The organism is Arthrobacter sp. AB6 (genome assembly GCF_031844545.1).
In the GTDB taxonomy this organism is placed as follows: Bacteria; Actinomycetota; Actinomycetes; order Actinomycetales; family Micrococcaceae; genus Arthrobacter.
The window spans coordinates 36837-59702 of record NZ_JAUZVL010000022.1 but is presented as its reverse complement, the minus strand read 5'-3'; the positions used below and the strand labels follow the sequence as shown (position 1 = coordinate 59702).

The following is a 22866-nucleotide window of genomic DNA, read 5'->3' as shown; positions in this document are numbered from 1 at the left end:
AACACCCCTATGGCCACACACCGCATCGGCTACGCCCGGGTCTCCAACCGGGACCAGAACCTGGACCTGCAGGTCGAAGCCCTGAATAAGGCCGGATGCGACAAGATCTACAAAGACACCATCAGCGGCACCAAGTCCCAACGCCCCGGCCTCGACCAGGCTCTGGACAACCTGCGCCACGGTGACACTCTGGTGGTGTGGAAGCTGGAGCGCCTGGGCCGGAGCGTGAAAGACCTCCTGGACTTCGCCGGCGGACTGAACGACCGCGGCGTAGGATTCGTCAGCCTCACTGACGCCATCGACACCACAACGGCCTCCGGACGCTTCTTTTTCAACGTCATGGCGTCCCTCGCCCAGATGGAACGGGAACTCATGGTCGAACGCACGCAGGCCGGCCTACAGGCCGCACGCCAACAAGGACGGGTCGGCGGCCGCAAACGCATCATGACAGATGCCAAGATCCGCTCAGCCCGCAAACTCCTCAAACAAGGAACACCGCCGCGGGAGGTCGCCGACACCCTAGGAGTCTCCGTCCCCACCCTCTACCGATGGGTCCCGGCAACAGGAGAGACACAGGCGCCAAAGAAGTAGGTCCGGCAGCTTGGTGCAGAGGACTGTTGAGCAGAGTGCGCTCTCGTGCAGGCCCTTCTGAAATTTCAATATCCCTACTCGTCTGCACAACCCCGGAATTCCGCGGGCGTTTGTGCAGCCGACTTGTGAAAACGACAGTAGGCATGCCGGAGGCGGGTCAGAAACGGTTGTTATTGACTACCCTCGGACACGGCAGTTAGTGGCTAATAATTACGTCAAGACGTAATTATTTTTTGAGGCGGTCCCTGACCGCCTCATCCAGGAAGTCGATGATCGAAAGTCCGTGCTCGGCCACATAGTCATCCATCTCGTCTCTGAGTTCGATTTCGATCTTTGAGGAGAAAGGTTCCATCCGACGTTTGCTTCGAGGACGGCCGGGTCCAGGCCGCCTGTTTGTCGATGCTCGAGGAGCAACCTCTAGCGGGTCAGGTGACTGTGCACGCGAAGGTTCCGTAGACCGCTCTTGCCTACTGTCGCTTCGGGAGGTCAGAACATCGACTACGTCCGCAGCGGGTGCCTTGCGGATCGCTGATTTTCTCTCTACTGGCATCAGTTGACTCCATCGATAAAGCGAGCATGCTCGATGAACTTTTCGGTCATGATTACAGCTCCCCTGCTGTTGAGCTTTGTAAGAGGGGCTCTCGAACTGACAGAGTCCTGCATGGCGGTCCTGAGCGGAAGGTGAGGACTCCTTACGTCTTGCCCATAGGCAGCCTCCAGTTCGCCGATTTGGAAGGCATGCTCCCCTGTCAGGGGCGAACTGGTCTTGTTGATGATGATTCCTAGGAACTCAAGTGCCGGATTCAGGTGCGGTAACGACTGCACTTTCTTCACTGTCTCCAGGAATTCGGTGACGCCTTTCACCGAGAAGGCCGCAGGCTCCGTTATGGCAAGGACTCGATCAGCCCAAATAAGGCCATTGAGCGTAAGACGACCCAACGCGGGAGGAAGATCCAGAAGAATGTGATCGTATGCCATCAATTCCTCAGCGCCCCAGGCGGCGGTCTTCAACCGCAACTCTGGTGTCATGATGCTTTCCGATTCCAGCCGCGCAAGCGATTCGGAGCTCGGAATGAGATCAATGCCAGGCCAAGAGGTCTCGGTGATGGCCTGACCCAAAGTGCCGGCATCTCCCCCATACAACACGTCGAAAACGTCGAACTCACCGGAACCTTCAAGTGCTTCGGTGACGTTTGCCTGAGGATCCAGGTCGATCACCAGCACTTTTTTGCCAATCAACTTCAGGCCGGTGGCAAGACCCAATGTCACAGAGGTCTTACCGACTCCGCCCTTTCGGTTCCCTATCGCAGTTACTTTCACGTGTCACCTCAATTGCAATTAATAAATCTGGCTGTCTGCCCATCTATCAATCCGTCAATCAATCTATCTTTATGTCATGACGTATTTATTAGTGCCGAGGCGGTACACGTCCGCCCCAAGCTCAAACTGGACATCTGGCTATCAATCTATCCGTCTATCTTTACGTCATGACGTATTTATCTCGGCGCGTCGCTACATAAAAGCGAAGCTATAGAGGAAGAGGGGCGGTTCCCAAGATCCAACGCCTTGGCTCCAGGAGGCGACGGAGAACTATCCCTGGGGCGTCACATGGGCCACCAGCTGCTCGCCAGAAAAAAGCCCGGGAGTGGCCCTCAAGGACTTCCACTAGCACTGCATGGTCGCGCCTTTAGCGGCCACCGCATGAGAACGCGATAAATACGTCTGGATTTATTTCATATGTCGCTAGTCCCAAGAGGGCTGGGCACACACCCGTACTCTAGGGCACAAGACTCAAGGGCTATTGCGTGACGATGACGTCTTCATAGCGCCAACATTGGGGCCGACTCGTTTGAGCCGGGGACACTCTGGAGTTACCAGCCCTTCTAACCGAAGACACTTCCAGGCCCAAAGCCTGAGGGTGCACAGAGTTCCGCAGAAGAGCCGCCCCACCAGCAACAGTAGAACGCCACAATAATAAATACGTCAAGATTGATTCTCTCCGCATGCTCCTTTGTCCGACCGCGGGGTTCACGACAGGCGGCAAGAACTAAGAGAGTCTTAGGCCGCTTTCCATAAGGCAGAGACAATGGGGGGTGCCAGCCAATGAGATTCACGCCCGAGATCGTGAAGATCCTCCTCGACTTGCTTGCAGGCCTTCACCGTAATGCAGTCCTAAGTCTTTCCTGTCATTCCGGCCTCAAGCTGCATGCCAAATTGCCGCATCGTCGGGTGGTATCCAGTACTCGTCCCGTTCTAGATCAAACAGGTCAGTCTCTTCGACCTTGGGGGTACGAAACCGGTCTAGGTAGGCGTGCCAAGCAGCTCGTTCATTCCGGTTACGGCTGATCTGATCAAGGTAGTCATCCATCACACCGAGTCGTGCCGCGAGCATGCGTAAGTTGACTGTGGTGGTCTTCCACGCGTGTCCCTGGCGTTGGACCATACCCAAGGCTTCCATCTCGGCCAACGCGGCCGAGCATGCATTCCGGCTGACACCGGTGGCCCGCACGAGATCCGCAGTTTTGGGGGAGTGGCGGCCGCGTTCGATGGCTTCGTACACCAGCGCTGTAGCATCCCCGAGTGCCCGAAAAACAGGCCGAATGGCATGAATCTTTCCTTTTCGCCAAGCTAGTTCGCGGGCTAGTTGTTGGTACTGCTCGGGGAGCTGGATGAGGTACACGTCGGCGGCTTTGTGACGTGCGTCCATGACTTTAGTCAGGATTCCATCGGAGGCAGCAACCAGGACGGGCAGAAGCCGCGCAATGGTGACGTGGTGTTTTCCCATCGCCACAGCAAGAGTTCGACATCCAACATCAAGAACATCAGTTTCCTTGGCTCTCATGTAGCCCAATAGCCCACGAATGAGCAGGCGGAGGCTGAGGCCTTGCCGGCCTCTGGCTTGCAGTCTGTGATCGAGGACTGCGTAAAGGACATTTTCCAGATCGTTTACGAGCTGCTGCACACCAGCGCTGCTAAGTTTCCCTGCCCCCCCTGTGGTTAAAGTTGGGCTTGTGTTGTTAATAGGGGCACTCTTTTTCCTGTGTTTACGGGGGAGTCGTTTCTGAAGGGTTTGGTTGGAAGTGAGGGACTGGGCTTTGGTCCACTCGTAGGGCAGGAGTCGCGCCTGGCGTTGCGGGGTTCCGTATAGGGCGGCCAGCCCCGGGAACTGGCCGGTGAGTTCGTTCTCGACGTCTTGCAGGGACCAGCCGCAGGCGCTGAAGTGGTTCAGCACGGCCATGCGAGCCTCGGATGGGCCCTTGTACCTGGCCGTGTCGTACAGGCCAGTTCGGGCGACCTTGCGCAGCGGCGCTTCACTACCAGCGTTTAGCGGTAGTGCTGGCAGAATCCCGGTTCGCTGTCCGGCAACAGTCTTGGCTGCCCGGGCTTTGAGTGCGCGCTTCCGGGTTAGCTCCGGAGCCAGCGCGGACCGAAGCTCCATCAGCGCAGAGGCTGGGTTGCGTCGCCGCAGGATGTCGTAGGCCTGGGAGAGTGGAGTGATTAGGGTTTGGTGCCCGCCAGCCTTGTGCACCGATCCAGGGACGCGGATACATCCATCCGTGATGTTTTGGTGCGGACTCGGATCCAGACTCCTCGCCATCAGTGCGAGTGCTTCGACCAGTTCCCTGGCTTCAGTTGCGCCGATACGGTCCCGCAGCGGGATGTACAGGTGGCGGCCGCCACTAGGGGAAAAGTCCTCAACAAAAACCAACCCGCACGCCGACAACAACCGCCCCACCCGGGCAGCGTCCGCGTCAACCACACCTTTGAGGGCCTTGGACGTGTCAAAGTCCAGGCACAGCGTGGCAACACTGCCATCCGGGCCATGCACCATTACCGCCGCAGGACGTTCCGGCAGTACCCGAGTGATTTTCGGTGCGTTGCTCGGCCGGGGGTACTGAAACCGCGAGCCAATCCAACGACCAAATCGGTAAGAAGGGGCGCCAGCAATCATCGGAGCAAGGCTCCATGCATCTTCTGGCTTCACGTACGGCGCGACACCCATAAGGGCATGCGTTGACGCCGATACCGGTTCCGGTACCATGGTGTGCAGTAGTTCCTTTCGAGGTAACACAAATGGCACCCACAGCGTGGGTGTTGTAAAAGTTCAGATCGTGTCCCGCCAAGAACTGGATCTGGACTTAATGCTTCGAGAAGGCCCGCCTAGTGCGGGCCTTCCTCTTTTAAGAGGCGATACGGCCGATAGGCAGTTCCCCCTGGCCGGCAACGAATGTCATGTCGATGGCGGCGAGCTTTTCAGCAACGGCATGTGCGATGAACTCACTAGCCGACTGCCCTTGGTGATCTGCTACAGCGAACAACTTTTCTGCGTCTGCAACGGGGAGCCGGGTAGTCAGAACATGACGGTCCCCTTTGGAAGGGCGTCCTCCGCGTGCGCGTTTCTGAATTGCCATGCCCCTCACGTTAGTTTCTGAAACGCTGGGGACTGGACATAAAGTACGGCGTGTCGGTTTCATCGCTCTTAGAAACCTTTTGCGACGGCGGCGGCTGCGGCAAGCCACGCGCGCTGGGTAGCTGGTTGGAGGGCGTCGTAGCGGATGGGGCCATTGACCAGTGCGGGGTCGTAGGGGATTCGGACCACGGCTCGTACATGGGGGGCGAAGCCGTCAGCGATCCGTCGGGCCTCGTCCTTGGCGCGTTTGAGGGCGTCGCCGCTCATGCTGCGCTTGGCGTCGGTGGATTCGGACACGATGACGACGGCGTTGCGGGCCAGCTCGGCGTCGTGGCCGCCGCGGGATTCCAGGGTTTGGAGAGTCAGGCGCGCGGCCTCGGCGCGGTCTTCGATGGCTGTCACGGGGACCACGAGCTGGTTAGTGTGGTGGATCATTCGCCGCCAATTTGCGGCGCGGGCCGTGTTTCCGGAGTCCATGACGATCAGACGGTAGTAGCGGGTGAGTACCTGGTGGGCGATGTCCACCTCCTCTGCGGTCACTTCGTGGTCGCCCTCCTCGTTCTCGTCTGAGCGCAGGACGTCGAACTTGTCCGAGGTCTGGTGGTGGACGAACTGGGCGATTTCTGCTGCTTGGGCGCTGGGGGAGAGCAGCGCCTTTGATGAGTCGATGAGATCCAGGACGCTGTTGTTGTGGCCGCCCTTTTCGGTGCGCCAGCCGAGCGTGCCCTGTGATTCGTTGTTGTCCCAGGCGACGGTCGCTGCGCCGCTGTAGCGGGCCAGGATCGCACTGAGCATCACGACGGTGGGGGTCTTGTTCGCTCCGCCCTTGCGGTTGACGACTGCTACGGTGCGGGGGCCGGGCCAGTGCTGGCTCACTGTGCGGATATCTTCCCGTTCGGCCAGTTCCTCGGCTGATGGGTCCATGCGGAAGCCCAAGCGGCTGAGAACGCCCCGCCAGCCGCGCGTGGCCGGCTGGAGCACTGGCGCGCTAATGAGGAACGAAGTGTCTTTGAGGCTGCGCCGAGTGGCAGGCTCCAAAGCGGCTGCTCTGGCAGCCCGTGCGGGCGCCCCGGCGGGAGCGGCTGTAACGGCTGCACTGAAGGTCACCGGCGCAGCGTCGGCAGCTTGTGCCGGCGCCTCCTCGGACGGAGAGGAAGCAGGGACCGAAACAGGCGTAGGTGCAGGCGCGGCCGTGGTCGTGGCCTTGGCCGTTTCCAGCGAAGGGGCTGCCGTAACGGGCAGAGGGTCCTGCTCCCGACGGGAGGTGGGCTTGATCGGAGCGGCCTCGCTGACGACGCCCTCGGGGGAGACGATGATGAGGCCCTGCCCGTCCGGGTCAGTGGTGCTGACGCGGACGGGTCGGCCGAGCTGAGCAGCGGTTTCAGCGATGATTCGTAGTGCCTCGCTAAGGACGGCGGCTTCGTCGGCGGCCTCGATCGCTTGGGAGGTCCCGTTGATGGTGACTTCGCCGGTTCCGTTGGTCCGCAGAACGGCGTTGATCTTGGGGAAGTCGAGCGCTTGAGTTTCCATCATCTGTCCTTACTTTGTGCCGTTCGGGGGCGTGAAACGGTTGACCTGCCAGGGCTTGTTGGCTGCGCTGCGGAGCAACTGCACGTCGTAGTCGCCGGCATCGGTGGGAAAAACGACATGGCAGCCGAAACCATTGTTCTCATCGATCCTGAGCTGGCCCGGCCCGGTGATCCGGGTGACCGGGATGTTGGCCGGGTCAACGTATTGGTAATCAGCGGTTGCTTGGGCGGTCAGCAGCTGCCCGAGCTCCTGGATCCATTGCTTGTCCGTGACCGTGGGACGGGCGTAAAGCGTCATGGCCTTGGTCGCGGTTTCCAGCGCGGCTGTTTTGCTTGCCTCGTCCCAGGGGATACCCAGGGTGGCCGGTGCTGTGCCGCCGGGAGCTTGGGGCTTACCGCCTGCGCTGAGAGTGGCTGACCTGGCGGCGGAGACACTGGGCGATGGTTCCGCGGGTGTTGTGCTGGATACCGGCGCGCAGGCCGTGCAGACGAGCAGGGCCGCAAGGGCTGTTAGAGCGCGTTTCATGGTTCCTCCGGTGAGTTGCTGCCGGGCAGGTAGAGAAAGGCGCTGGGAGTGCCGTTCTCTACAGTGCGGGTGTAGTAGGTGTGGTCATTCGGGGCGGGGTTTCCGTTGTAGCCCTCTTCGAGGAAGCTTCCGTCTCCGTTGACGGCTTTGACGATGGCGACGTGGCCAAAGGTGCCGTCTGCGCCCCCGGTGCCGGGGGAGTACCAGACGACAGCGCCGACACGTGGCGTTCCACCGGTGGGCCAGCCCTTGGCGTCCCAGCCGTCCTTCCAGGTAAGGGCCGAGCCGAGCACGGCACCGTCGGACCGGAAGGTGCCGTTCAGGACCTTGTAGGGGGCCATGGTGCTGCCAAGCTGCTGATTGACACGCCAGAGGGCGAAGTCGACGCATTCGCGGTTGTACATGCCGAGCGGGGATGGCTCGTAGATCTTGGCCGTGCGCCACGGCAAGTCATCGTCTTTGCCGGATCGGCCAGGGATCCCGCAGGAGCTTTCCCCGCCGGCATCGGTGATCTGCACGTCGGCCAGGGCGGCGACGACCTCGACGGCGGGCACCCAGTAGGACTGGTAGTGGAACGGGTCGGCGTTGCGCTGGACCCTGTGCGCGGCTGTGGTGGGTTCGAGCTGTTCCCACCCGCTGACCTTCTGCAGGGCGGTGAAGAAGTTTGTGGCTGAGGCCGTCGGGTTCATACGGTCCGGGTAGGTCCCCCACGCGCCGTTGTCGCGCTGCTGGAACAGTCCCCGGGAGTCAGGTCCCGGGCCGTCGCCGTAGTCCAGGACCCGGAGCCCGGATTCGCCCATGGCCGTCATGACACCGATCGTCTGCCCCCGGGCCGACAGGCCAAGGGTTTTGCCTGCGTTGATGATCAGGGCCGCGTTCTTCAGCTGTTCGCCCTCGTAGCCGGCCACAGCCACCTTGGGCAGCTGGCTTGCGTCAACGCTGACGCTGGACCCGGTCGGTGAGCAAACATCGGCAGCGGCCTGAGAGCCCCCGCCGAACAGGATGATGGACAGTACCAAGCCGACGGGTGCAAGGACGGCACCGGCGGCCAGCGCAGGAGCGCTCGTTCGTGATTGCATGTGTCCCCCTCACATCTGCTCGGCTGCTTCGCCCTAGGGCTGGTCCTCGTCGTTCACTTCTGGTGTCTGGCCCTTCCTGAGCGTGTTCCGGTTCTCCCAGACCCAGTCCTTGACTTGATCTCTGGCGATCAACCATGTCTTCTCGACTTGGTAAGCAGGAATCACTCCGGTTTGGAGCCAGCGGTAGACGGTGTTTCGGGACAACCCAAAGATCTCTTCGAGGTCCTGCGGCGTAAGACGCTCCGGGTACTTGGCGAAGAGTGCTTCCAGGTACTTGGGGTCCACGCTCAGTCCGTCCCACCGCATAGAGTCATCGTAGACCACAAATTGGTACTGTGATGTACTAGACGTGACTGAAAGGTACTAAAGCTGTTGTTGGCGGTCACTTTTGGCCTTTCGTGTCGGATGGTACCGATACGATCTTTGCGGACATTACTAGGGGAAGTGAAATGCCGGTCTCAAAGAATCGCTGGGTGACGCTCGGCGCAGAAACTATCGACGAACCCGTTCCAGCCATCCCGGAAGAGCCGCCTTTCATCCCTACGGGTGCGACCAGGCCACAGCTGAGTGTTCCGCAGCCGAACCAAGCGGACCGGCTTCCCCGAAGGAACGCTGCGGGAAGGGAACCGAGCTTTTGGTGGCTTGGCGTCCATGGCGGCGCCGGCGAAACGTCGCTTGCACGCCTGGACAAGAGAACCAGGGCCGCCGAGCATCAGTGGCCTTTGACGGCCGCCGGATCAGTGATCGTCTTGGTTGCCCGGTCCAATATCCCAGGCCTTCGTGCAGCACGGTTGGCGGCAACTGAATGGGCTTCCGGTTCTCTTCCCGGGATCCACGTCGCTGGCCTCGTGGTCATGGCTGACGCCCCCGGACGGCTCCCCAAAGAGATCCGCGACTTCTCTCGCGTCGTCGGTGGGGGAGTGCCCCACATGTGGCATTTCCCGTGGGTAGACGGGTGGCGTTACGGCCATGACGTCGCCACCGAGGAACTTCCCAAAGAAGCCCGCACCACTCTTGAGCAGGTGCATATCGCAGTAACTTCCATCGCCGGACTCCCGGCCAAGTAGAAAGTAGAAACTCATGTTGTTCTCCAAGGCCATGGAATGGTCAAGCTTTGCCATCACCGAGATTCCGAACCCTGGCACAGGTGAAGCGCCTCCCGGCTCTGAGGGCTTACTGACGATCCTCAAGTGGCTCGCATGGATCGTCTTCGGCTTGGCCATCGCGGGCATCCTGATCACCGCCGGGGTAATGATGATCAACAACCGACGCGGCGAGGGCGGCGAGCATGCCGGCCGTCTGGCATGGGTCCTCGGCGGCTGCATCCTGGCAGCCTCCGCTGGCGGCGTCGTAGGCGCCCTGGTCTAAGGAGCCGAGCCATGACTGAACCGACCGTGAACGAAGACCAGAATCCGCTGACCAAACCTAAGTTCATCATCTCGGCCGTTGTCGTGGCGATCATTGTCGCGCTTGGGATAATCCTGGCCCTGGTTCCCAGAGGCGGCGGGACGACGTCCCCTGAAGCGGGCACCACCAGCACGAGCACCAGCAGCGGCCAACCTACCGCGACGTCGGCAGACAGCGTGTGCGGCCTGCCATCCGGCGACCAGGCCAAACCAGCCACTACACCCACCGATGCCAAATGGGAGTTGGTCGGCAAGATCGCTGCACCAACATCGCCCATGCAATTCGGCCCCGGCAAGACCGAAGCCAACGGACTCCGCTCCTGCTTCGCACACTCACCCATGGGAGCCCTGTACGCCGCGGCAAACATGACCGCGTTGTCCTCAGCTGGAAAAGCGGACCTCGTTTATCAGCAGTTGGCGGTACCAAGCCCGGAGCGAGATGCGGTGCTGAAGTCATCGCCAACAGCTGCCCCAAACTCCGTAACCGCCCAATTGGCTGGCTTCACGTTCCGCTCTTATGAGGCTGACCGAGCCGTCATTGATCTCGCCTTTAAGGGTGCAAACGGAACTTTCGTCTCCATTCCGGTTCCGCTCCAGTGGTACGAGGGCGACTGGAAGTTCGTTGTGCCGGCTACGGGGGACACTGGGGCGCGGCAGCTCAGTGACCTCAGTGGTTACGTTGAGTGGGCCGGTGTCTAATGGCTGACTGCTCCGGCTTGAATGCGATAAATCCCTTTTGCCAGGCAGGGGCGGCCATCGAAGATGTCGCCAATGATGCGGTCAAGAACATGGCGAAAGCTATTGCCGATGCCGTTGGACAAACAGTCCAAACACTCGGGACATTTTGGGTGAACGTGGGAACCCCCGCTTTAACCGCAACCCCGGGAGGGTCCACCGCGAGTGACCCGGTGCTGTTCCTACAGAACAGTCTCTACTTCTGGACGGCTTCCCTGGCTGTGATGTCTGTCCTCGTGGGTGCAGCCAAGATGACGATCGAGCGCAGGGGTGCACCCTTGCGGGATCTGGTGCGTTCGCTGGCGACCCTGATCGTCGTCTCCGGCGCTGGTGTCGCAGCAGTGGGACTGCTGACCGTCGCGGCTGATCAGTTTTCTGCCTGGATCATCACTAACTCCACGAACGCGACCTCGTTCAACGAGAACATCACGGTCTTGTTGGCGCTTTCGGCCACCAGCCCGATCGGGTCGATCATGATCATTCTCTTGGGGCTGATCGCGATTCTGGCCTCGGTGATGCAGATCGTGCTCATGATCGTCCGCGGTGGCCTGCTCGTGGTTCTGACGGGGATCTTCCCTACGGCTGCAGCTTTTAGCAACACCGAGGCCGGCAGGGGTTGGTTCCAGAAGTGCACAGCCTGGCTGATCGCTTTCATTCTCTACAAGCCCGCGTCCGCCATTGTCTACGCGACGGCCTTCCAGCTCAGTGGCAGCAAGATCTTCGGGAACGTTGGTGACGGCAAGGACTTTGGTTCCGCGCTCCTGAGCACGGTCACCGGGCTGGCGCTGATGATCATTGCCTTGTTCGCCATGCCGGCCCTCATGCGGTTCGTTACCCCGATGGTTGGTGCTGTTGCTGGCGGCGGTGGCGGTCTGGCTGCGGGAGCGGTCGGCGCACTGGCTTCCGGCGCGATCAGCATGGGCAGCGCCGGGCGAGGCGGCGGGTCATCCACCAGCTCGACGACAACCAGCAGCACCTCGAGCCAGAACCCTGGAGCGGGAGGCCCGTCGGGGACCGGCAGCCAGGGAACGGCAGGAACGTCCGGCACGGCGGGGAAGACAGGTACCCGGAGCGCCGGAGCCACTGGCGCTGCATCTACCGGTGCCGGGAGTGCTGCTTCAGGCGGCGGAGCGGCCGCTAGCGGTGGCGCTGTGGCCGCGGGTGCCGGCGGAGTCGCCGTACTGGCTGCGCAGAAGGGCGTTGAAGCAGGCCAGGCCGCTTCCGGGGCCATCAAAGACATGAGCGAAGAATCCACGGGGGGTGCCTGAGATGGCAGCGATTGAGAACACATATAGGGAACCGACCTACGGCAACTGGCGGCGTCCGCGTAAGGCAGGCATCGGCACCCTTGGTGGGCTGGCAACAGCTGGTTTGTTTGTTGGCCTCATCATCACGGTGATTTGTCTCTTTGTCGGCGGCTGGTTCGCCGGGCTCGTTGCCCTGCTCGTCCTTGGGGTGGCGTTGGCGGTCGTCTCGGTGACCGACAAGCACAACAAGTCCGTGGGGGAGCGGATTTTCGCTCGTTTGGCGTTCCGCTCGGCGCGGCGCAAGAAGGCCAACATCTACCGCTCTGGTCCGTTGGGGCTGACGCCTTGGGGTGAGTTCCAGCTGCCGGGGATTTCCGCCGGTTCCAAGCTTTACGAGTTCATCGACTCCTATGGCCGCCCGTTCGCACTGATCCACCTTCCCTCCACCGCGCATTACACCGTTGTCTTCGGCACCCAGCCTGACGGTGCGTCCCTGGTTGATCCCGAGCAGATTAATGCCTGGGTGGCTAACTGGGGCGGCTGGCTGGCTTCGTTGTCGAATGAACCTGCCGTCGTGGCTGCATCCGTCACGGTCGAAACCGCTCCCGATTCCGGGGCACGGCTGCGCCGGGAAGTTGAATCGAACATCCATGACGATGCCCCTGACATTGCCAAGGCCATGCTCCGGGAGGCGTTGGAGACCTATCCGCAGGGGTCGGCCACGATCCGTGCGTGGGTCGCGTTGACGTTCAGTGCCGCTGCCCGGGCAGGCGGCAAGCGACGCACTGCAGAGGAGATCGCAAGGGATCTCGCGTCGCGGCTTCCCAGCCTGACCGAGCGTCTGGAATCCACCGGGGCCGGGGCATGCGCGCCGTTGAACGCGCAGGAACTGTGTGAGGTCGTTCGGGTGGCGTACGACCCTGCAGCGGCCCGGCTCATTGACGAAGCCCACTACCAGGGCACACCCGTTGACCTGGACTGGGGCGACGTCGGACCGTCTGCCCATCAATCCAACTGGGACGGCTACCGCCACGATTCCGGGCACTCGGTGTCCTGGACGATGACGGGCGCCCCGCGCGGACACATCCTGGCATCAGCGCTGGGCCGCCTCGTCGCACCGCACGGGGAGATCGACCGCAAGCGCGTCACCTTGCTGTACCGGCCGATCGAAGCCGGCCGCGCGGCCGCCATCGTGGAGTCGGACCAAACAAGCGCATTGACCCGGGCCTCCTCGACCAACCGGCCCACTGCCCGCGCCCTGGTCGATGCGCGTGCGGCGCAGGCCACCGCAGCGGAGGAAGCCAAGGGGGCCGGGTTGGTCAACTTCGGCATGGTGGTCACGGCCACGGTGCTGTCCTCCCGGGACCTTGAGGACGCCGCCGCCGTCGTGGAAGGCAACCTCGGCCCGTCGGCACGTCTGCTGTTGCGGCGCGCTCACGGCTCGCAGGATTCTGCCTTTGCCGCGTCCCTGCCCCTGGGGCTGGTCCTGCCCAAGCACTTGAAGGTTCCCGAAGAGATCCGCGAGGCCATGTGATGTTCGGCAGCAAGACCAAGCACCAGCGCACACAGGCCCCTGCCACGAAGCTCGCGGCCGCGGTCGCCCGCCGCCCCGGCCTGCGGGGCTGGCGCGGCCGTGGACAGGGCGAGGCCGTCTATGTCACGGCAGCCGACGAATGGCGCGGAACCTCGGTCCAGGTCTGCGGTCTCTGGCCGTTCGTGGGTGGCAGTGGGACCCCGATCCTGGGAGTGCCGATCGGCGTTCACACCGACACCGGAGCGCCCTTCGGGGCGGATCCGATCAGCTGGTTCATGCACGGCATGATCAACAACCCCTCCATGTTCGTCCTCGGTCTGCCGCACTACGGCAAGTCCACCCTGGTCCGGCACATTGTCCTGGGCCTGGCGGGCCGGAGCATCAACCCGTTGATCCTCGGTGACCTGAAGCCGGACTACGTTGACCTGATCGAAGCCCTCGGCGGGCAGGTCATCAGTCTGGGTCCTGGCCGTGGCCATTTGAACGTCCTGGACCCCGGTGAAGCCACGGGAGCCGCCGTCAGGCTGCTCGCCTCGGCCGAGGAACACCGGGCCAAGGCGAACCGGACCCTAAACGATCCAGATGGCGACCAGGCCGCGGCCGCGCAGCTGCTCGGTGCAGCGGTGAAGGCGGAGAAGCTGGCCGAACAGCTGATGGCCGACTCGCACAACCGGCGCCTGAACATGATCACGGCGCTGATCACCATCGTGCGGAATGCCAAGCCCAGCGCGCACGAGGAATCCCTGATTGACCGGGCCCTGCACATCCTGGACGAGCGCTTGGACCGCGTTCCCCTGATAGGGGATCTTATCGAGGTCATTAAAGACGCCCCAGACGAGCTGCGGGCGATAGCCTTGGACCGCGGCGATATGAGCCGCTACCTCGACGCTACCGACCAGCTGCGCCAGTCGCTGTACTCCCTCGACGGCTCGGGCCGGTTCTCGGACATGTTCTCCCAGCCGACCGATCAGCCGATGGACCTGACCAAACCCGTGGTCTTTGACCTGTCAGGGATCTCCGACACGCAGCGGGACATCCAGGCGGCCTGCCTGCTGGCCTGCTGGTCAACAGGGTTTGCCACCGTCCAGGTCGCCCACACGCTGGCAGACGCCGGCCTGGAGCCGCGCCGGAACTACTTCGTCGTCATGGACGAACTGTGGCGGGCCCTGCGCTCCGGCGAGGGCATGGTCGACCGGGTTGACTCGCTGACCCGCCTGAACCGCACCGAGGGCGTCGGGCAGGCCATGATCACGCACACCATGAGTGACCTCGAAGCTCTGCCAACCGAATCCGAACGGATGAAAGCGCGCGGATTCGTCGAACGCTCCGGCATGGTCGTCTGCGGCGCGCTCCCCGGAGCCGAAATGGAAAAACTCAACAAAGCCGTTACCCTCTCCCGGGCCGAACAAGCCCGCCTCATCTCGTGGGCTGACCCGGGGTCATGGACCGACGCCGGTGGATCCCGCAAACGGGTACGCCCGGGTCTGGGCAAGTTCCTCTTCAAAGTCGGCGGCCGCCCCGGGATCCCGGTCGCCCTCAAGCTGACCAGCGTCGAGGAATCACTGCACGACACGAACAAGCGCTGGACGATCAGCAGGAACGGCGAAGGGGAGAACTGATGGGTGCACCAAGCAGCGGCAAGCGCTCCAGGATGGATGGCGAAACCATCCTGCTCTGGGTCTTCATCACCGTCGTGGTGCTCGGGGTCGGCTCGGTGGCCGGAGCCGTGCACCTGGGCTCGCTGCTGTCCAATGACGGCCAGACACTGCCAGCGAACCCGTTTGAACTGGTCTTCAGCCTGCTCTCGCAGAAGGTCACGTGGCCCGCGGCCGCCACTTGGGTACTGATCGGCTTCGGCGTCCTCATCATCCTTGTGGCCGTTCTGGCGGTCCGTACGGTGCTGCGGAAACGGTCCAAGCGTTCCCGCGTAGACGCCGCCGCCCAGCACATGGCCAAGGCTAAGGACCTGCGCGCCCTGAGCCTGCGCGGCGCCACGGCCACCGCGGAACGTCTCGGAGTGAAAGGCTCACCCGGCGTGCCGGTCGGCAAGACGGTCCTCGGCGGGCAGATGGTCTATGGCTCCTGGGAAGACATGCACATCGACATCTGGGGACCCCGGACAGGCAAGACGACATCCCGGGCGATCCCGGCGATCCTCGCCGCCCCGGGAGCAGCTTTGGTGACCTCGAACAAGCGGGACATCGTTGACGGAACCCGCGACGTGCGCGCCGGCGAGGGCCCTGTCTGGGTCTTCGACCCGCAGTCCGTCGCCCTCGAGGAACCCACTTGGTGGTGGAACCCCCTGTCCTACGTCACCGATGAAGTGAAAGCGGCACGCCTGGCCGACCACTTCGCAGCAGGCTCCCGCGGCCCGGATGCCAAAACCGACGCCTACTTCGACCCCGCCGGCCAGGACCTACTCGCCGGCCTCCTGCTCGCCGCAGCCCTCGACGGCCGCCCGATCACGCAAGTTCACACCTGGCTGACCCGTCCCGCCGACGACGAAGCAGTGGACATCCTCAAGGCCCACGGCTTCACCCAGACCTCCAACGCCGTCGGCGGCGTCATCAACGCCCCCGAGAAGCAACGCGGCGGAGTGTACGGCACGGCGCTGCAAATGGCCTCCTGCCTCACAAACCGCCAGGTCGCCCGCTGGGTGACACCCCAGGGTGACAAGGACGAGCGGCCACAGTTCGACCCGGCAGCCTTCGTCCGCTCCAAAGGCACGCTGTACAGCCTCTCCAAGGAAGGCAAAGGCACCGCCGGCCCGCTGGTGACGGCGCTGACCGTGGCCACGGTCGAGGCCGCCGAAGAACTCGCCGTCCACTCGCCCGGAGGCCGCCTGGCCACACCCATGGTCGGTGTCCTGGACGAAGCAGCCAACGTCTGCCGCTGGCGCGAGCTGCCGAACCTCTACAGCCACTACGGCTCCCGCGGCATCGTCCTGATGACCATCCTCCAGTCCTGGTCACAAGGCGTTGAAGTGTGGGGCCGCGACGGCATGCGCAAGCTCTGGAGCGCCTCCAACATCAAGGTCTACGGCGGCGGCGTAGCCGAAGCAGAGTTCCTGAACGAGCTCGCACAGCTCGTGGGCGAATACCGGTACTCCAACATGACCAGAAGCCGCTCCAAACAAGGCACTTCCTACAGCCACGACGACGACCGAAAAGAACGCACACTGGACGTCTCGGACTTGGCCGCCTTCCCTCGCGGCCGGGCCATCATGTTCGCCTCCGGCGCCCCAGCGGCATTGCTGGAAACGGTGCCTTGGATGAGCGGACCGCAGGCTGAAGCGGTGCGTGCCTCCATCGCCGCACACGACCCTGCGAACAAGCCCGCGGCCGCGGTCGGGAACCGGTGGGTCACCGCGGGTGCCTCTAATGAGTGAGGGCCTGGGGGAGTGGGACGACGAACTGGAGGAGGCCGCAGCCCCCACGGAGCTAACCCAGGAGGACTCGGACGCCCCTGAACTGTTCTACCCGAACGTGGCCGAATTCGTCAGCGGCAAACTGGCCACCACCTACCGCCGGCAACTCAACGTGCAGGGCGGCGTGACCTGGTGCCCGCAATGGTGGAAACACGCCGAAGCGATCAGCCGCCTCGAAGCGCTCTGGCGGGCCTGGGAGTTCCTGCGCCTGGACGGCACCACGGGCATGAGCGTCTGGTGGCGCGACCACGCAGACCACCACATGTCCGTACTGCTTTCAACAGATGGGCCATTCAAGGGCTGCACTCCGGACGACGGCCACCGCGCCAAACTCGCCCCACTACCCTGCGAGGAACCGCCCGCCGGGCTCTTCTAAGCCGGCTGTTGTTAGCCAACGCTCGAGGTGACGACGCGGGCTGTCCATAGTTGGGGTCAATCCGGGTTATCCACGGCTGGAATCGGGAGCCATCGGGAAAGCTCCCTCAGCCGCAGTAGCGGTGGATAACCTATCAGGATTGTCCCCGGCTGTGGTCAGCGAACTCGTGTCACTCCAACGCCAACTCCCCCGAGGAGTTTCCCCGGGGGTCTTGGCGCTGGCAATGGATTCTAGAATCTGGGCAATGACAGAAGGTTGTTAGTCCATTGCTGATCAGCATAGGTCCGAAGATACGGAGCTGCAGATTGGGGGCGAACTACGCCGACCTCCACTCTTGAGGAGCCAGATCCTACGTACGCCCGGCCCTTCTTTACATCGATAAATTCGACCATTGCCGGCTTCGTGCTGGTTCCGCTGCCGTTATCTGCTTCATTGACCCACTTGTAGCTCGTGATGTGTTGATGATCCTCTGGGAATCCTTCAACCCGCACGTGGGTAATTCTTACCGCCATGGATTACTCCTAGTTATTTGACTGCCTCTACGTGTTCCCGCGTTACCCTGATCTCCTTGCTGAGGGGATCAGACCTGCTGGGTTATGGTCCCGCCGGGGTTACGCCGAACTGTCGCATCTGTGACGAACCGTCCCGTTGATGCCGAACGATTGACACTTCGGCTATTTCCGGTCCCGGAACCAACACGTTCAGTGGTTGTCGTCCGTGGAGATCTGGCGGCAGTCGCTTTGGTTACAAAACGTCCGGTTCGCGCGCTGCGGCTAACTGATCGTGCCATAGTGTCCTCCTCAGAACACTCATCCGAGGGGGGAGGGCACCCATTCGCGGGCGCCTGTGGCTCCGTTAGAATCGCTAGTACCACTAACCATGGAACTTGCGGTCCTGACCTCGAGTTGCTGGGCGGGCCCGCTGGAACGGGTCCGCCCTTTTTTGTATCGGACCTCCGACGCTTTCACTCTAATCGCCTCGGCCCTTCGGTGCAAGGGTGAAGACAACTTGTGAGTTCTGCGGTATAGTTTTCATACGAAGTTGAGCATTTCCTGTAGCGTGTTGTTCACATCAGGGGTGAAGGACGGCTTACAGAATGCAGGTGGACTACGAGGATGAGGATCTCCGGAAACTCGCCTACGAGCCAGACCATCGCACATCACGTTGGGCTCCAAACGTCACCCGGGCATACCGACGACGAATCCAGCAGCTACACGCGGCGGTCACAGATCAGGATTTGAGAGCGCTGAAGTCCCTCCACCTTGAGAAGCTAAAAGGTAACCGTGCTGGGACGTGGTCGATCCGGATCGATACCCAATACAGGCTTATTCTGCGGTTCCAAACTCAGGATGGCGGGCGCATAGCCATCGTCATTGAAGCCGTTGACTACCACTGAAGGACTGATTTCCATGGCCCCCGAGCTCGCTGAAGCTTTCCCTCCCGGGGATTTTCTAACGGAGGAGCTTGAAGCACGTCATTGGTCCCAGAGCGACTTTGCACAGATCCTTGGGCGCCCGGCGCAGTTCGTCTCGGAAATAATCGCCGGGAAGAAGGAAATAACTCGTGAATCTGCAGCTCAGATCGGCGCAGCTCTTGGTACTGGTCCGGAGTACTGGCTGAACCTGCAGAATTCGTATCTCCTCTGGAGCCAGTCCCGGAATGAGGCGACCCGCAAGGACTTAGACGAGGTTAAGCTGCGGGCCAGGATGAACGAATTGGCTCCAGTATCGCTACTTCTCAAAAGAGGAATCCTGACCGGCCAGTCGTTGACAGAGCAAAAAGACGAGCTGATCAAGCTGTTCCAAATCGAACACATTGAAGACACACCGCGGTTTCTGGCCGCAGCCCGACGCTCCAATCAGGATGAAGAACCAACACCAACCCAAAAAGCATGGCTCGCGTGCGCCCGCAAGCGTGCGCAGGATCTTCAGGTTGGTAACTACGACCCAGTGGGGCTCACGGAACTAGCGGAGCGCCTCTCGCGCTTGGTCGCAAATCCGGAAAACTTTTCGAAGCTCCCTGCTGAATTTGCTGCTGTAGGAGTGCGTCTTGTCTATGTCGAAGCGTTCCCTGGAAGCAAGCTGAACGGCGCGTCCTTCCTTTTGGACGAAGACGTTGAGAAGCCAGTGATTGCATTGTCGGGAAGAGGTAAGCGACTAGATGTAGTTCTATTCACGCTTCTCCACGAAGTGGCGCATGTCCTCCTAGGACATGTGACGCCCGAGCGTCTCGTGATTGATGAAGACTCTTCGACCGAGCCGGCCGAGCTAGCTGCCGACGAAAAGGCAGGTGAATGGCAAATACCGGGGGGCCTCCCAGTCCCGCCGACGGCCGTTCGTAGGGGGTGGATTGAGTCGACTGCACAGCGAATAGGAGTGCATTCAGTGGTTGTACTTGGGAGACTGCAACGCGATAAGGCTCTCGATTACCGGACTGCATTGGCAAAAGGGGCGCCAACCGTAAGCTCTCACTTAGAGCGCTGGAGTCACTCATACTGACTCCCAGGTGACATTAAGAGCACCTCTGCAACTGACACTCCAGCAAGTTTTTATTTGTGGCTGCTGTCAGATTTGGATCTAAGACTGCCGGAGGGGACCCATGCAGGAACTTACTTCAGGACCCTAACCTGACGCTCTTCTCCTTGCTGCCTGACGTCAGGTTGGGGTGTGCCCCAACCGGACGGACACTATCCGTAGGCAGTTCGTCCGGAACTTATCGAGCCAGCTACACAAGAAGCTGCTTTCGAGTTTGATTCACTTCAAGCAGGCCTGGCCACTTAAAGGCCGCCCTCGACAGGAACGACATAGGCGACGTCAGTAAGCACCAATTACAACTGAGCGGTAGTAGCTTGGATCAGAGAATCCGCGGGGCTGCTCCCGTTCTCAAGACGGCCGGAGTCGGAGGGATACCCTCGATATCGGCAGTCGGGCTTCGGTCGTAAGTGTCCTCTGCGCCGTGGAGGAGCCCAGAAACTTGCTTGGCAAAAGCTAGGGAGCCTTCGAAGCACAAGTGTTGCGTTTCGAAGGCTCCCTTGATGTAGCGGCTGGCGTGTCCCTGCCTCAGTAGCCGAGGACTGCTGGCAGGAACTCGGTGATGGGTGGTACGAAGGTGATGACCATGAGCGCTGCGACGAGGATTCCGAGGAAGGGGAGGGTGCCACGGAATACGTCCCGGGCTGAGGTCTTGGTGACATCTCCGAGTACGAACAGAACCATGCCCACCGGTGGCGTCAGTAGGCCGATGACCAGGTTCAGCAGGACGATGACGCCGAAGTGCATCGGATCGATGCCGAGGTCGGTGGCGATGGGCTGAAGTATAGGTACGAAGATCAGGATGGCCGGTGCCGATTCCATAAATGTACCCACCAGGAGCAGGACGATGTTCACGAAGATGAGGAAGAGGATGGGGTTGTCTCCCAGCGCGCCTACCCAGTCGGAGATGATGCGGCCGGCTCCTTCACGGGCGAGGATCCAACCGTATAGTCCTGAAGCTCCGAGCACGATCATGATGCTTCCGGATGTGGCTGCCGAGTCGGAGAGTATCTTGACGCTGGTTTTCCAGTTGAGCTTGCGGTAGACCAGGCCGAGGACGGCGAGGTAGGCGACGGATACGCAGGCCGCTTCCGTGGGGGTGAAGTATCCGGTGAGGATACCTCCAATGAGCAGGACTGGTGTGAGCAGGGCGGGAACCGAGGCCAGCGCGATCTTCCCGACTTCGGCACGCGTGTAGGTGCAGGCGCTGCGCAGGTCGACGTTTTCCTTCTTCTTGCGAAGGCTGTAAACGAACACCACTGCGCACAGGGTGACGAATACCAGGACGACGGGGAGAATGCTCGCGGCGAACAACCCTGCAATGGAGACTCCGGCTGTGACGGCGTAGAGGATCGCCGGAACGCTCGGAGGCAGGATGGGCCCGATCAGCGCCGCGCCGGCTGTGAGGCCGATGCTCCAGTTCTTGTCGTATCCTCGGCGTGTCATTTCCGGGACTTGCATGCGGCCCAGAACAGCGCTGTCGGCAATGGCCGAGTGACTCAGGGTCGAGAACAGGAGGCTGCTGACGACGTTGACGTAGCCGAGCCCACCGCGGACCCGTCCCAGGACTGCGTCAGCCAGGGCGAACAGTCGTGAAGCGATGTCGGTCGCTACTGCAAGGTTTCCGAGAAGGATGAACAGCGGGATGGCCAGAAGTGGAAAACTGTCCATGCCACCGACTGTCTGCTGCAGCGCGACGCGCATCGACCCCGTGCCAGTGAAGAGAATGTACAGCAGGGACGTGGCCAGCAGTGAAATTGCCACCGGGACGCGGAAGGTGATCAGGATGATGAGGCCCGCGAGGAGCAGGACGAGGGTCATGGGTTCGTTCTCAGTCTTTTAGGGTGCCGTTGCCAGCACACGTCTTCACGGTCGGGCACTGGGGGGTCACTCAGTATCGGGGATCATGTGGTCATCCGCGGCCCCGGTCGGATTCTGCGGGTTCCGCCCCATGCCGATCCTGATGAGGCTGAGGATTTCGTGGATCGCCCAGAGGCCCATGCCCACGGGAACGCTGAGGTAGACCGCCCAGGTGGGGACCCGCAGTGCGGCCGATGAGGTGGGAAAGGAGCCCAGTGCGTTGAGCGCGGCGATCCCGAACCAGATCACGATAATGATCGTGAAGATCCGGACGGCAATTCCCCATACCTTGTCCCGGATGCTCGCACCGAGGCTCTTTAGGCCCAACCCCATGTGGTTTCCGGTGAAGGCAAGCCATCCGCAGCCGAGGAGCGTTAGCCAGATCAGGGAGAACCTGGCGAGTTCTTCGGTCCAGATGACGGGGTTGTGAAACATCGATCGGGACAGGATCTGTATTGCGATGATGGCGATGATGGCCAGCAGCAGCAAAATGCCCGCTGCCCGGACGGCCAAAGCGACTGCGCGCTCGGCTTGGTCAATTGCGTTCATGTGCTTCAAGACTCTCTTTGCATTCGCGGCTTAGCCCTGGGCGTCACGGATCTTCTTGTACTGATCGCCCCAGACATCTCCGAACTCCTTCATCAGGACGGGTTCAGCGTGCTTGCGGAAAGCGTCGATGTCGACGTCTTCGGTGACCTTCATGGTCCCTTTGTCTTTCCATTCCTGGACGATGGTCGTGAAGTCGTCTTCGAGGCACTTCTGCAAGGAAGCGGAAGATTCCTTGGCAGCATCCTTGAGAATGTTTTGCTGTTCTTCGGAGAGTCCGGCCCAGCGGTCGCCGTTGATGACGAGGGGATTGCCTTGGACAACGTGGTTGGTGAGGCTGACGTGGTCCTGAACCTCGTCAAAGCTGTTCGAGGCGACCAGGTTCACCGGGTTTTCCTGCGCGTCAATGACGCCCTGCTGCAAACCTGTGTAGACCTCACCCAGCGCCATGGGGGTCGGGGTGGCACCAAGGGCGCTAACGTTTGTGATCCAGATTGGTGCGTCGGCGGCCCTCATCGAGACGCCTGAAAGGTCTTCGGGCTTGCGCACCTCGACACCCTTGGTCGTCACCTGGCGGATGCCTTGGGGGTAGATATCCAGGACCACCAGGCCCGTCTTGTCTTCAAGTCCCTTCCACAGTTCCTGCCCTGCGTCACCCCGGGCTACTTCCAGCATGCTGCTGTAGCTGTCGAAGAGGAAAGCTGCGTTAAGAACGGACAGCGGCTCGTAGTACTCCGAGAGGTGACCGGCGCTGGGCTGGGTGATGTCGACGTCGCCGGCGATGGCGCTGTCAGACTGGGCAGCTTCTGTGCCCAGCTGGCCTGCGGGGAAAATTTCGATGGTGATGTTTCCGTCAGAGGCCTTCTCCACGGATTCCTTGAAAATTTCGGCGCCGCACCTGTTAACGGGGTGTTTGACCTCTACGGTGTGGGCAAAGCTGAGTTTGACCGGGCCTTCAGAGCCGCCCTGTGAGCCTGAAGAGCAGGCCGTGAGTGCGAGGGCTGCGGAGGAAAGCACGGCTCCGGCGAGAACCATGCGGCGCGCGCGGGGGTTAGTCACTGTGGACAT

Annotated in this window: 23 protein-coding genes; 11 read left to right on the top strand and 12 right to left on the bottom strand. The window is 61.6% G+C overall.

Annotated elements, in window-relative coordinates; translation table 11 throughout:
* The first annotated feature begins 9 nt into the window (after positions 1-9).
* Complete coding sequence (locus tag Q9R30_RS15620) at positions 10-591, top strand: recombinase family protein (protein WP_311218170.1); 582 nt, start codon at positions 10-12, stop codon at positions 589-591.
* A gap of 226 nt (positions 592-817) precedes the next feature.
* Here the strand turns inward: Q9R30_RS15620 and Q9R30_RS15615 are convergent, their stop codons facing one another.
* The 8 genes from Q9R30_RS15615 to Q9R30_RS15580 all read right to left on the bottom strand — a co-directional run bounded on the left by Q9R30_RS15615 (position 818) and on the right by Q9R30_RS15580 (position 8442).
* Positions 818-943 (bottom strand): hypothetical protein, encoded by a 126-nt coding sequence (locus Q9R30_RS15615; RefSeq protein WP_009358100.1) that lies wholly within the window; start codon positions 941-943, stop codon positions 818-820.
* A gap of 197 nt (positions 944-1140) precedes the next feature.
* Positions 1141-1911: a ParA family protein gene (locus tag Q9R30_RS15610; protein ID WP_131685045.1), complete on the bottom strand. Its 771-nt coding sequence runs from the start codon at positions 1909-1911 to the stop codon at positions 1141-1143.
* 877 nt (positions 1912-2788) lie between these two features.
* Positions 2789-4633 (bottom strand): hypothetical protein, encoded by a 1845-nt coding sequence (locus Q9R30_RS15605; protein WP_311218169.1) that lies wholly within the window; start codon positions 4631-4633, stop codon positions 2789-2791.
* Positions 4634-4772: 139 nt separating this feature from the next.
* A complete protein-coding gene (locus Q9R30_RS15600; RefSeq protein ID WP_015062388.1) occupies positions 4773-5003 on the bottom strand; it encodes a hypothetical protein in 231 nt (76 codons plus the stop codon).
* Between the two features lie 68 nt (positions 5004-5071).
* Positions 5072-6535 (bottom strand): chromosome partitioning protein ParA, encoded by a 1464-nt coding sequence (locus tag Q9R30_RS15595; RefSeq protein ID WP_311218168.1) that lies wholly within the window; start codon positions 6533-6535, stop codon positions 5072-5074.
* Between the two features lie 6 nt (positions 6536-6541).
* Positions 6542-7057, bottom strand: a complete 516-nt coding sequence (locus Q9R30_RS15590; RefSeq protein ID WP_311218167.1) for a hypothetical protein — start codon at positions 7055-7057, stop codon at positions 6542-6544.
* Positions 7054-8136 (bottom strand): CHAP domain-containing protein, encoded by a 1083-nt coding sequence (locus Q9R30_RS15585; protein ID WP_311218166.1) that lies wholly within the window; start codon positions 8134-8136, stop codon positions 7054-7056. The genes Q9R30_RS15590 and Q9R30_RS15585 overlap by 4 nt, the downstream gene beginning before the upstream one ends.
* A gap of 33 nt (positions 8137-8169) precedes the next feature.
* Positions 8170-8442, bottom strand: a complete 273-nt coding sequence (locus Q9R30_RS15580; RefSeq protein ID WP_011689726.1) for a helix-turn-helix domain-containing protein — start codon at positions 8440-8442, stop codon at positions 8170-8172.
* A gap of 167 nt (positions 8443-8609) precedes the next feature.
* Here Q9R30_RS15580 and Q9R30_RS15575 point away from each other — a divergent pair, with 167 nt between their 5' ends.
* From Q9R30_RS15575 to Q9R30_RS15540, 8 genes are all read left to right on the top strand, one after another.
* Positions 8610-9203, top strand: coding sequence for a DUF6668 family protein (locus Q9R30_RS15575; protein WP_311218165.1), 594 nt, complete (start codon positions 8610-8612; stop codon positions 9201-9203).
* A 13-nt stretch (positions 9204-9216) separates the two neighbouring features.
* Entirely contained in the window at positions 9217-9504 is a 288-nt protein-coding gene (locus Q9R30_RS15570) for a hypothetical protein (RefSeq protein WP_311218164.1), read from the top strand.
* Between the two features lie 11 nt (positions 9505-9515).
* Positions 9516-10241, top strand: coding sequence for a hypothetical protein (locus Q9R30_RS15565; RefSeq protein ID WP_311218163.1), 726 nt, complete (start codon positions 9516-9518; stop codon positions 10239-10241).
* 260 nt (positions 10242-10501) lie between these two features.
* A complete protein-coding gene (locus tag Q9R30_RS15560) occupies positions 10502-11545 on the top strand; it encodes a hypothetical protein (RefSeq protein WP_311218162.1) in 1044 nt (347 codons plus the stop codon).
* Between the two features lies 1 nt (position 11546).
* Positions 11547-13058, top strand: a complete 1512-nt coding sequence (locus tag Q9R30_RS15555; protein ID WP_311218161.1) for an SCO6880 family protein — start codon at positions 11547-11549, stop codon at positions 13056-13058.
* Entirely contained in the window at positions 13058-14677 is a 1620-nt protein-coding gene (locus tag Q9R30_RS15550; RefSeq protein WP_311218160.1) for an ATP/GTP-binding protein, read from the top strand. The genes Q9R30_RS15555 and Q9R30_RS15550 overlap by 1 nt, the downstream gene beginning before the upstream one ends.
* Positions 14677-16446 carry a TraM recognition domain-containing protein gene (locus Q9R30_RS15545; RefSeq protein ID WP_311218159.1) on the top strand — a complete coding sequence of 590 codons (1770 nt, stop codon included), beginning with the start codon at positions 14677-14679 and terminating at the stop codon, positions 16444-16446. The genes Q9R30_RS15550 and Q9R30_RS15545 overlap by 1 nt, the downstream gene beginning before the upstream one ends.
* Positions 16439-16861, top strand: a complete 423-nt coding sequence (locus Q9R30_RS15540; RefSeq protein WP_311218158.1) for a DUF4913 domain-containing protein — start codon at positions 16439-16441, stop codon at positions 16859-16861. Before Q9R30_RS15545 ends, Q9R30_RS15540 begins: the two co-directional genes overlap by 8 nt.
* A gap of 230 nt (positions 16862-17091) precedes the next feature.
* Here the strand turns inward: Q9R30_RS15540 and Q9R30_RS15535 are convergent, their stop codons facing one another.
* Positions 17092-17373: a DUF3892 domain-containing protein gene (locus Q9R30_RS15535; RefSeq protein WP_015062092.1), complete on the bottom strand. Its 282-nt coding sequence runs from the start codon at positions 17371-17373 to the stop codon at positions 17092-17094.
* A 584-nt stretch (positions 17374-17957) separates the two neighbouring features.
* Here Q9R30_RS15535 and Q9R30_RS15530 point away from each other — a divergent pair.
* Both Q9R30_RS15530 and Q9R30_RS15525 read left to right on the top strand, forming a co-directional pair.
* Positions 17958-18257 carry a type II toxin-antitoxin system RelE/ParE family toxin gene (locus Q9R30_RS15530; RefSeq protein WP_009358115.1) on the top strand — a complete coding sequence of 100 codons (300 nt, stop codon included), beginning with the start codon at positions 17958-17960 and terminating at the stop codon, positions 18255-18257.
* 13 nt (positions 18258-18270) lie between these two features.
* Entirely contained in the window at positions 18271-19359 is a 1089-nt protein-coding gene (locus tag Q9R30_RS15525; RefSeq protein WP_311218157.1) for a HigA family addiction module antitoxin, read from the top strand.
* Positions 19360-19920: 561 nt separating this feature from the next.
* Here the strand turns inward: Q9R30_RS15525 and Q9R30_RS15520 are convergent.
* From Q9R30_RS15520 to Q9R30_RS15510, 3 genes are all read right to left on the bottom strand, one after another.
* Complete coding sequence (locus tag Q9R30_RS15520; RefSeq protein WP_311218156.1) at positions 19921-21213, bottom strand: TRAP transporter large permease; 1293 nt, start codon at positions 21211-21213, stop codon at positions 19921-19923.
* A 66-nt stretch (positions 21214-21279) separates the two neighbouring features.
* On the bottom strand, positions 21280-21801 hold the full coding sequence (locus tag Q9R30_RS15515; protein WP_311218155.1) for a TRAP transporter small permease: 522 nt from the start codon (positions 21799-21801) through the stop codon (positions 21280-21282).
* Between the two features lie 30 nt (positions 21802-21831).
* Positions 21832-22866 carry a TRAP transporter substrate-binding protein gene (locus tag Q9R30_RS15510; protein WP_311218154.1) on the bottom strand — a complete coding sequence of 345 codons (1035 nt, stop codon included), beginning with the start codon at positions 22864-22866 and terminating at the stop codon, positions 21832-21834.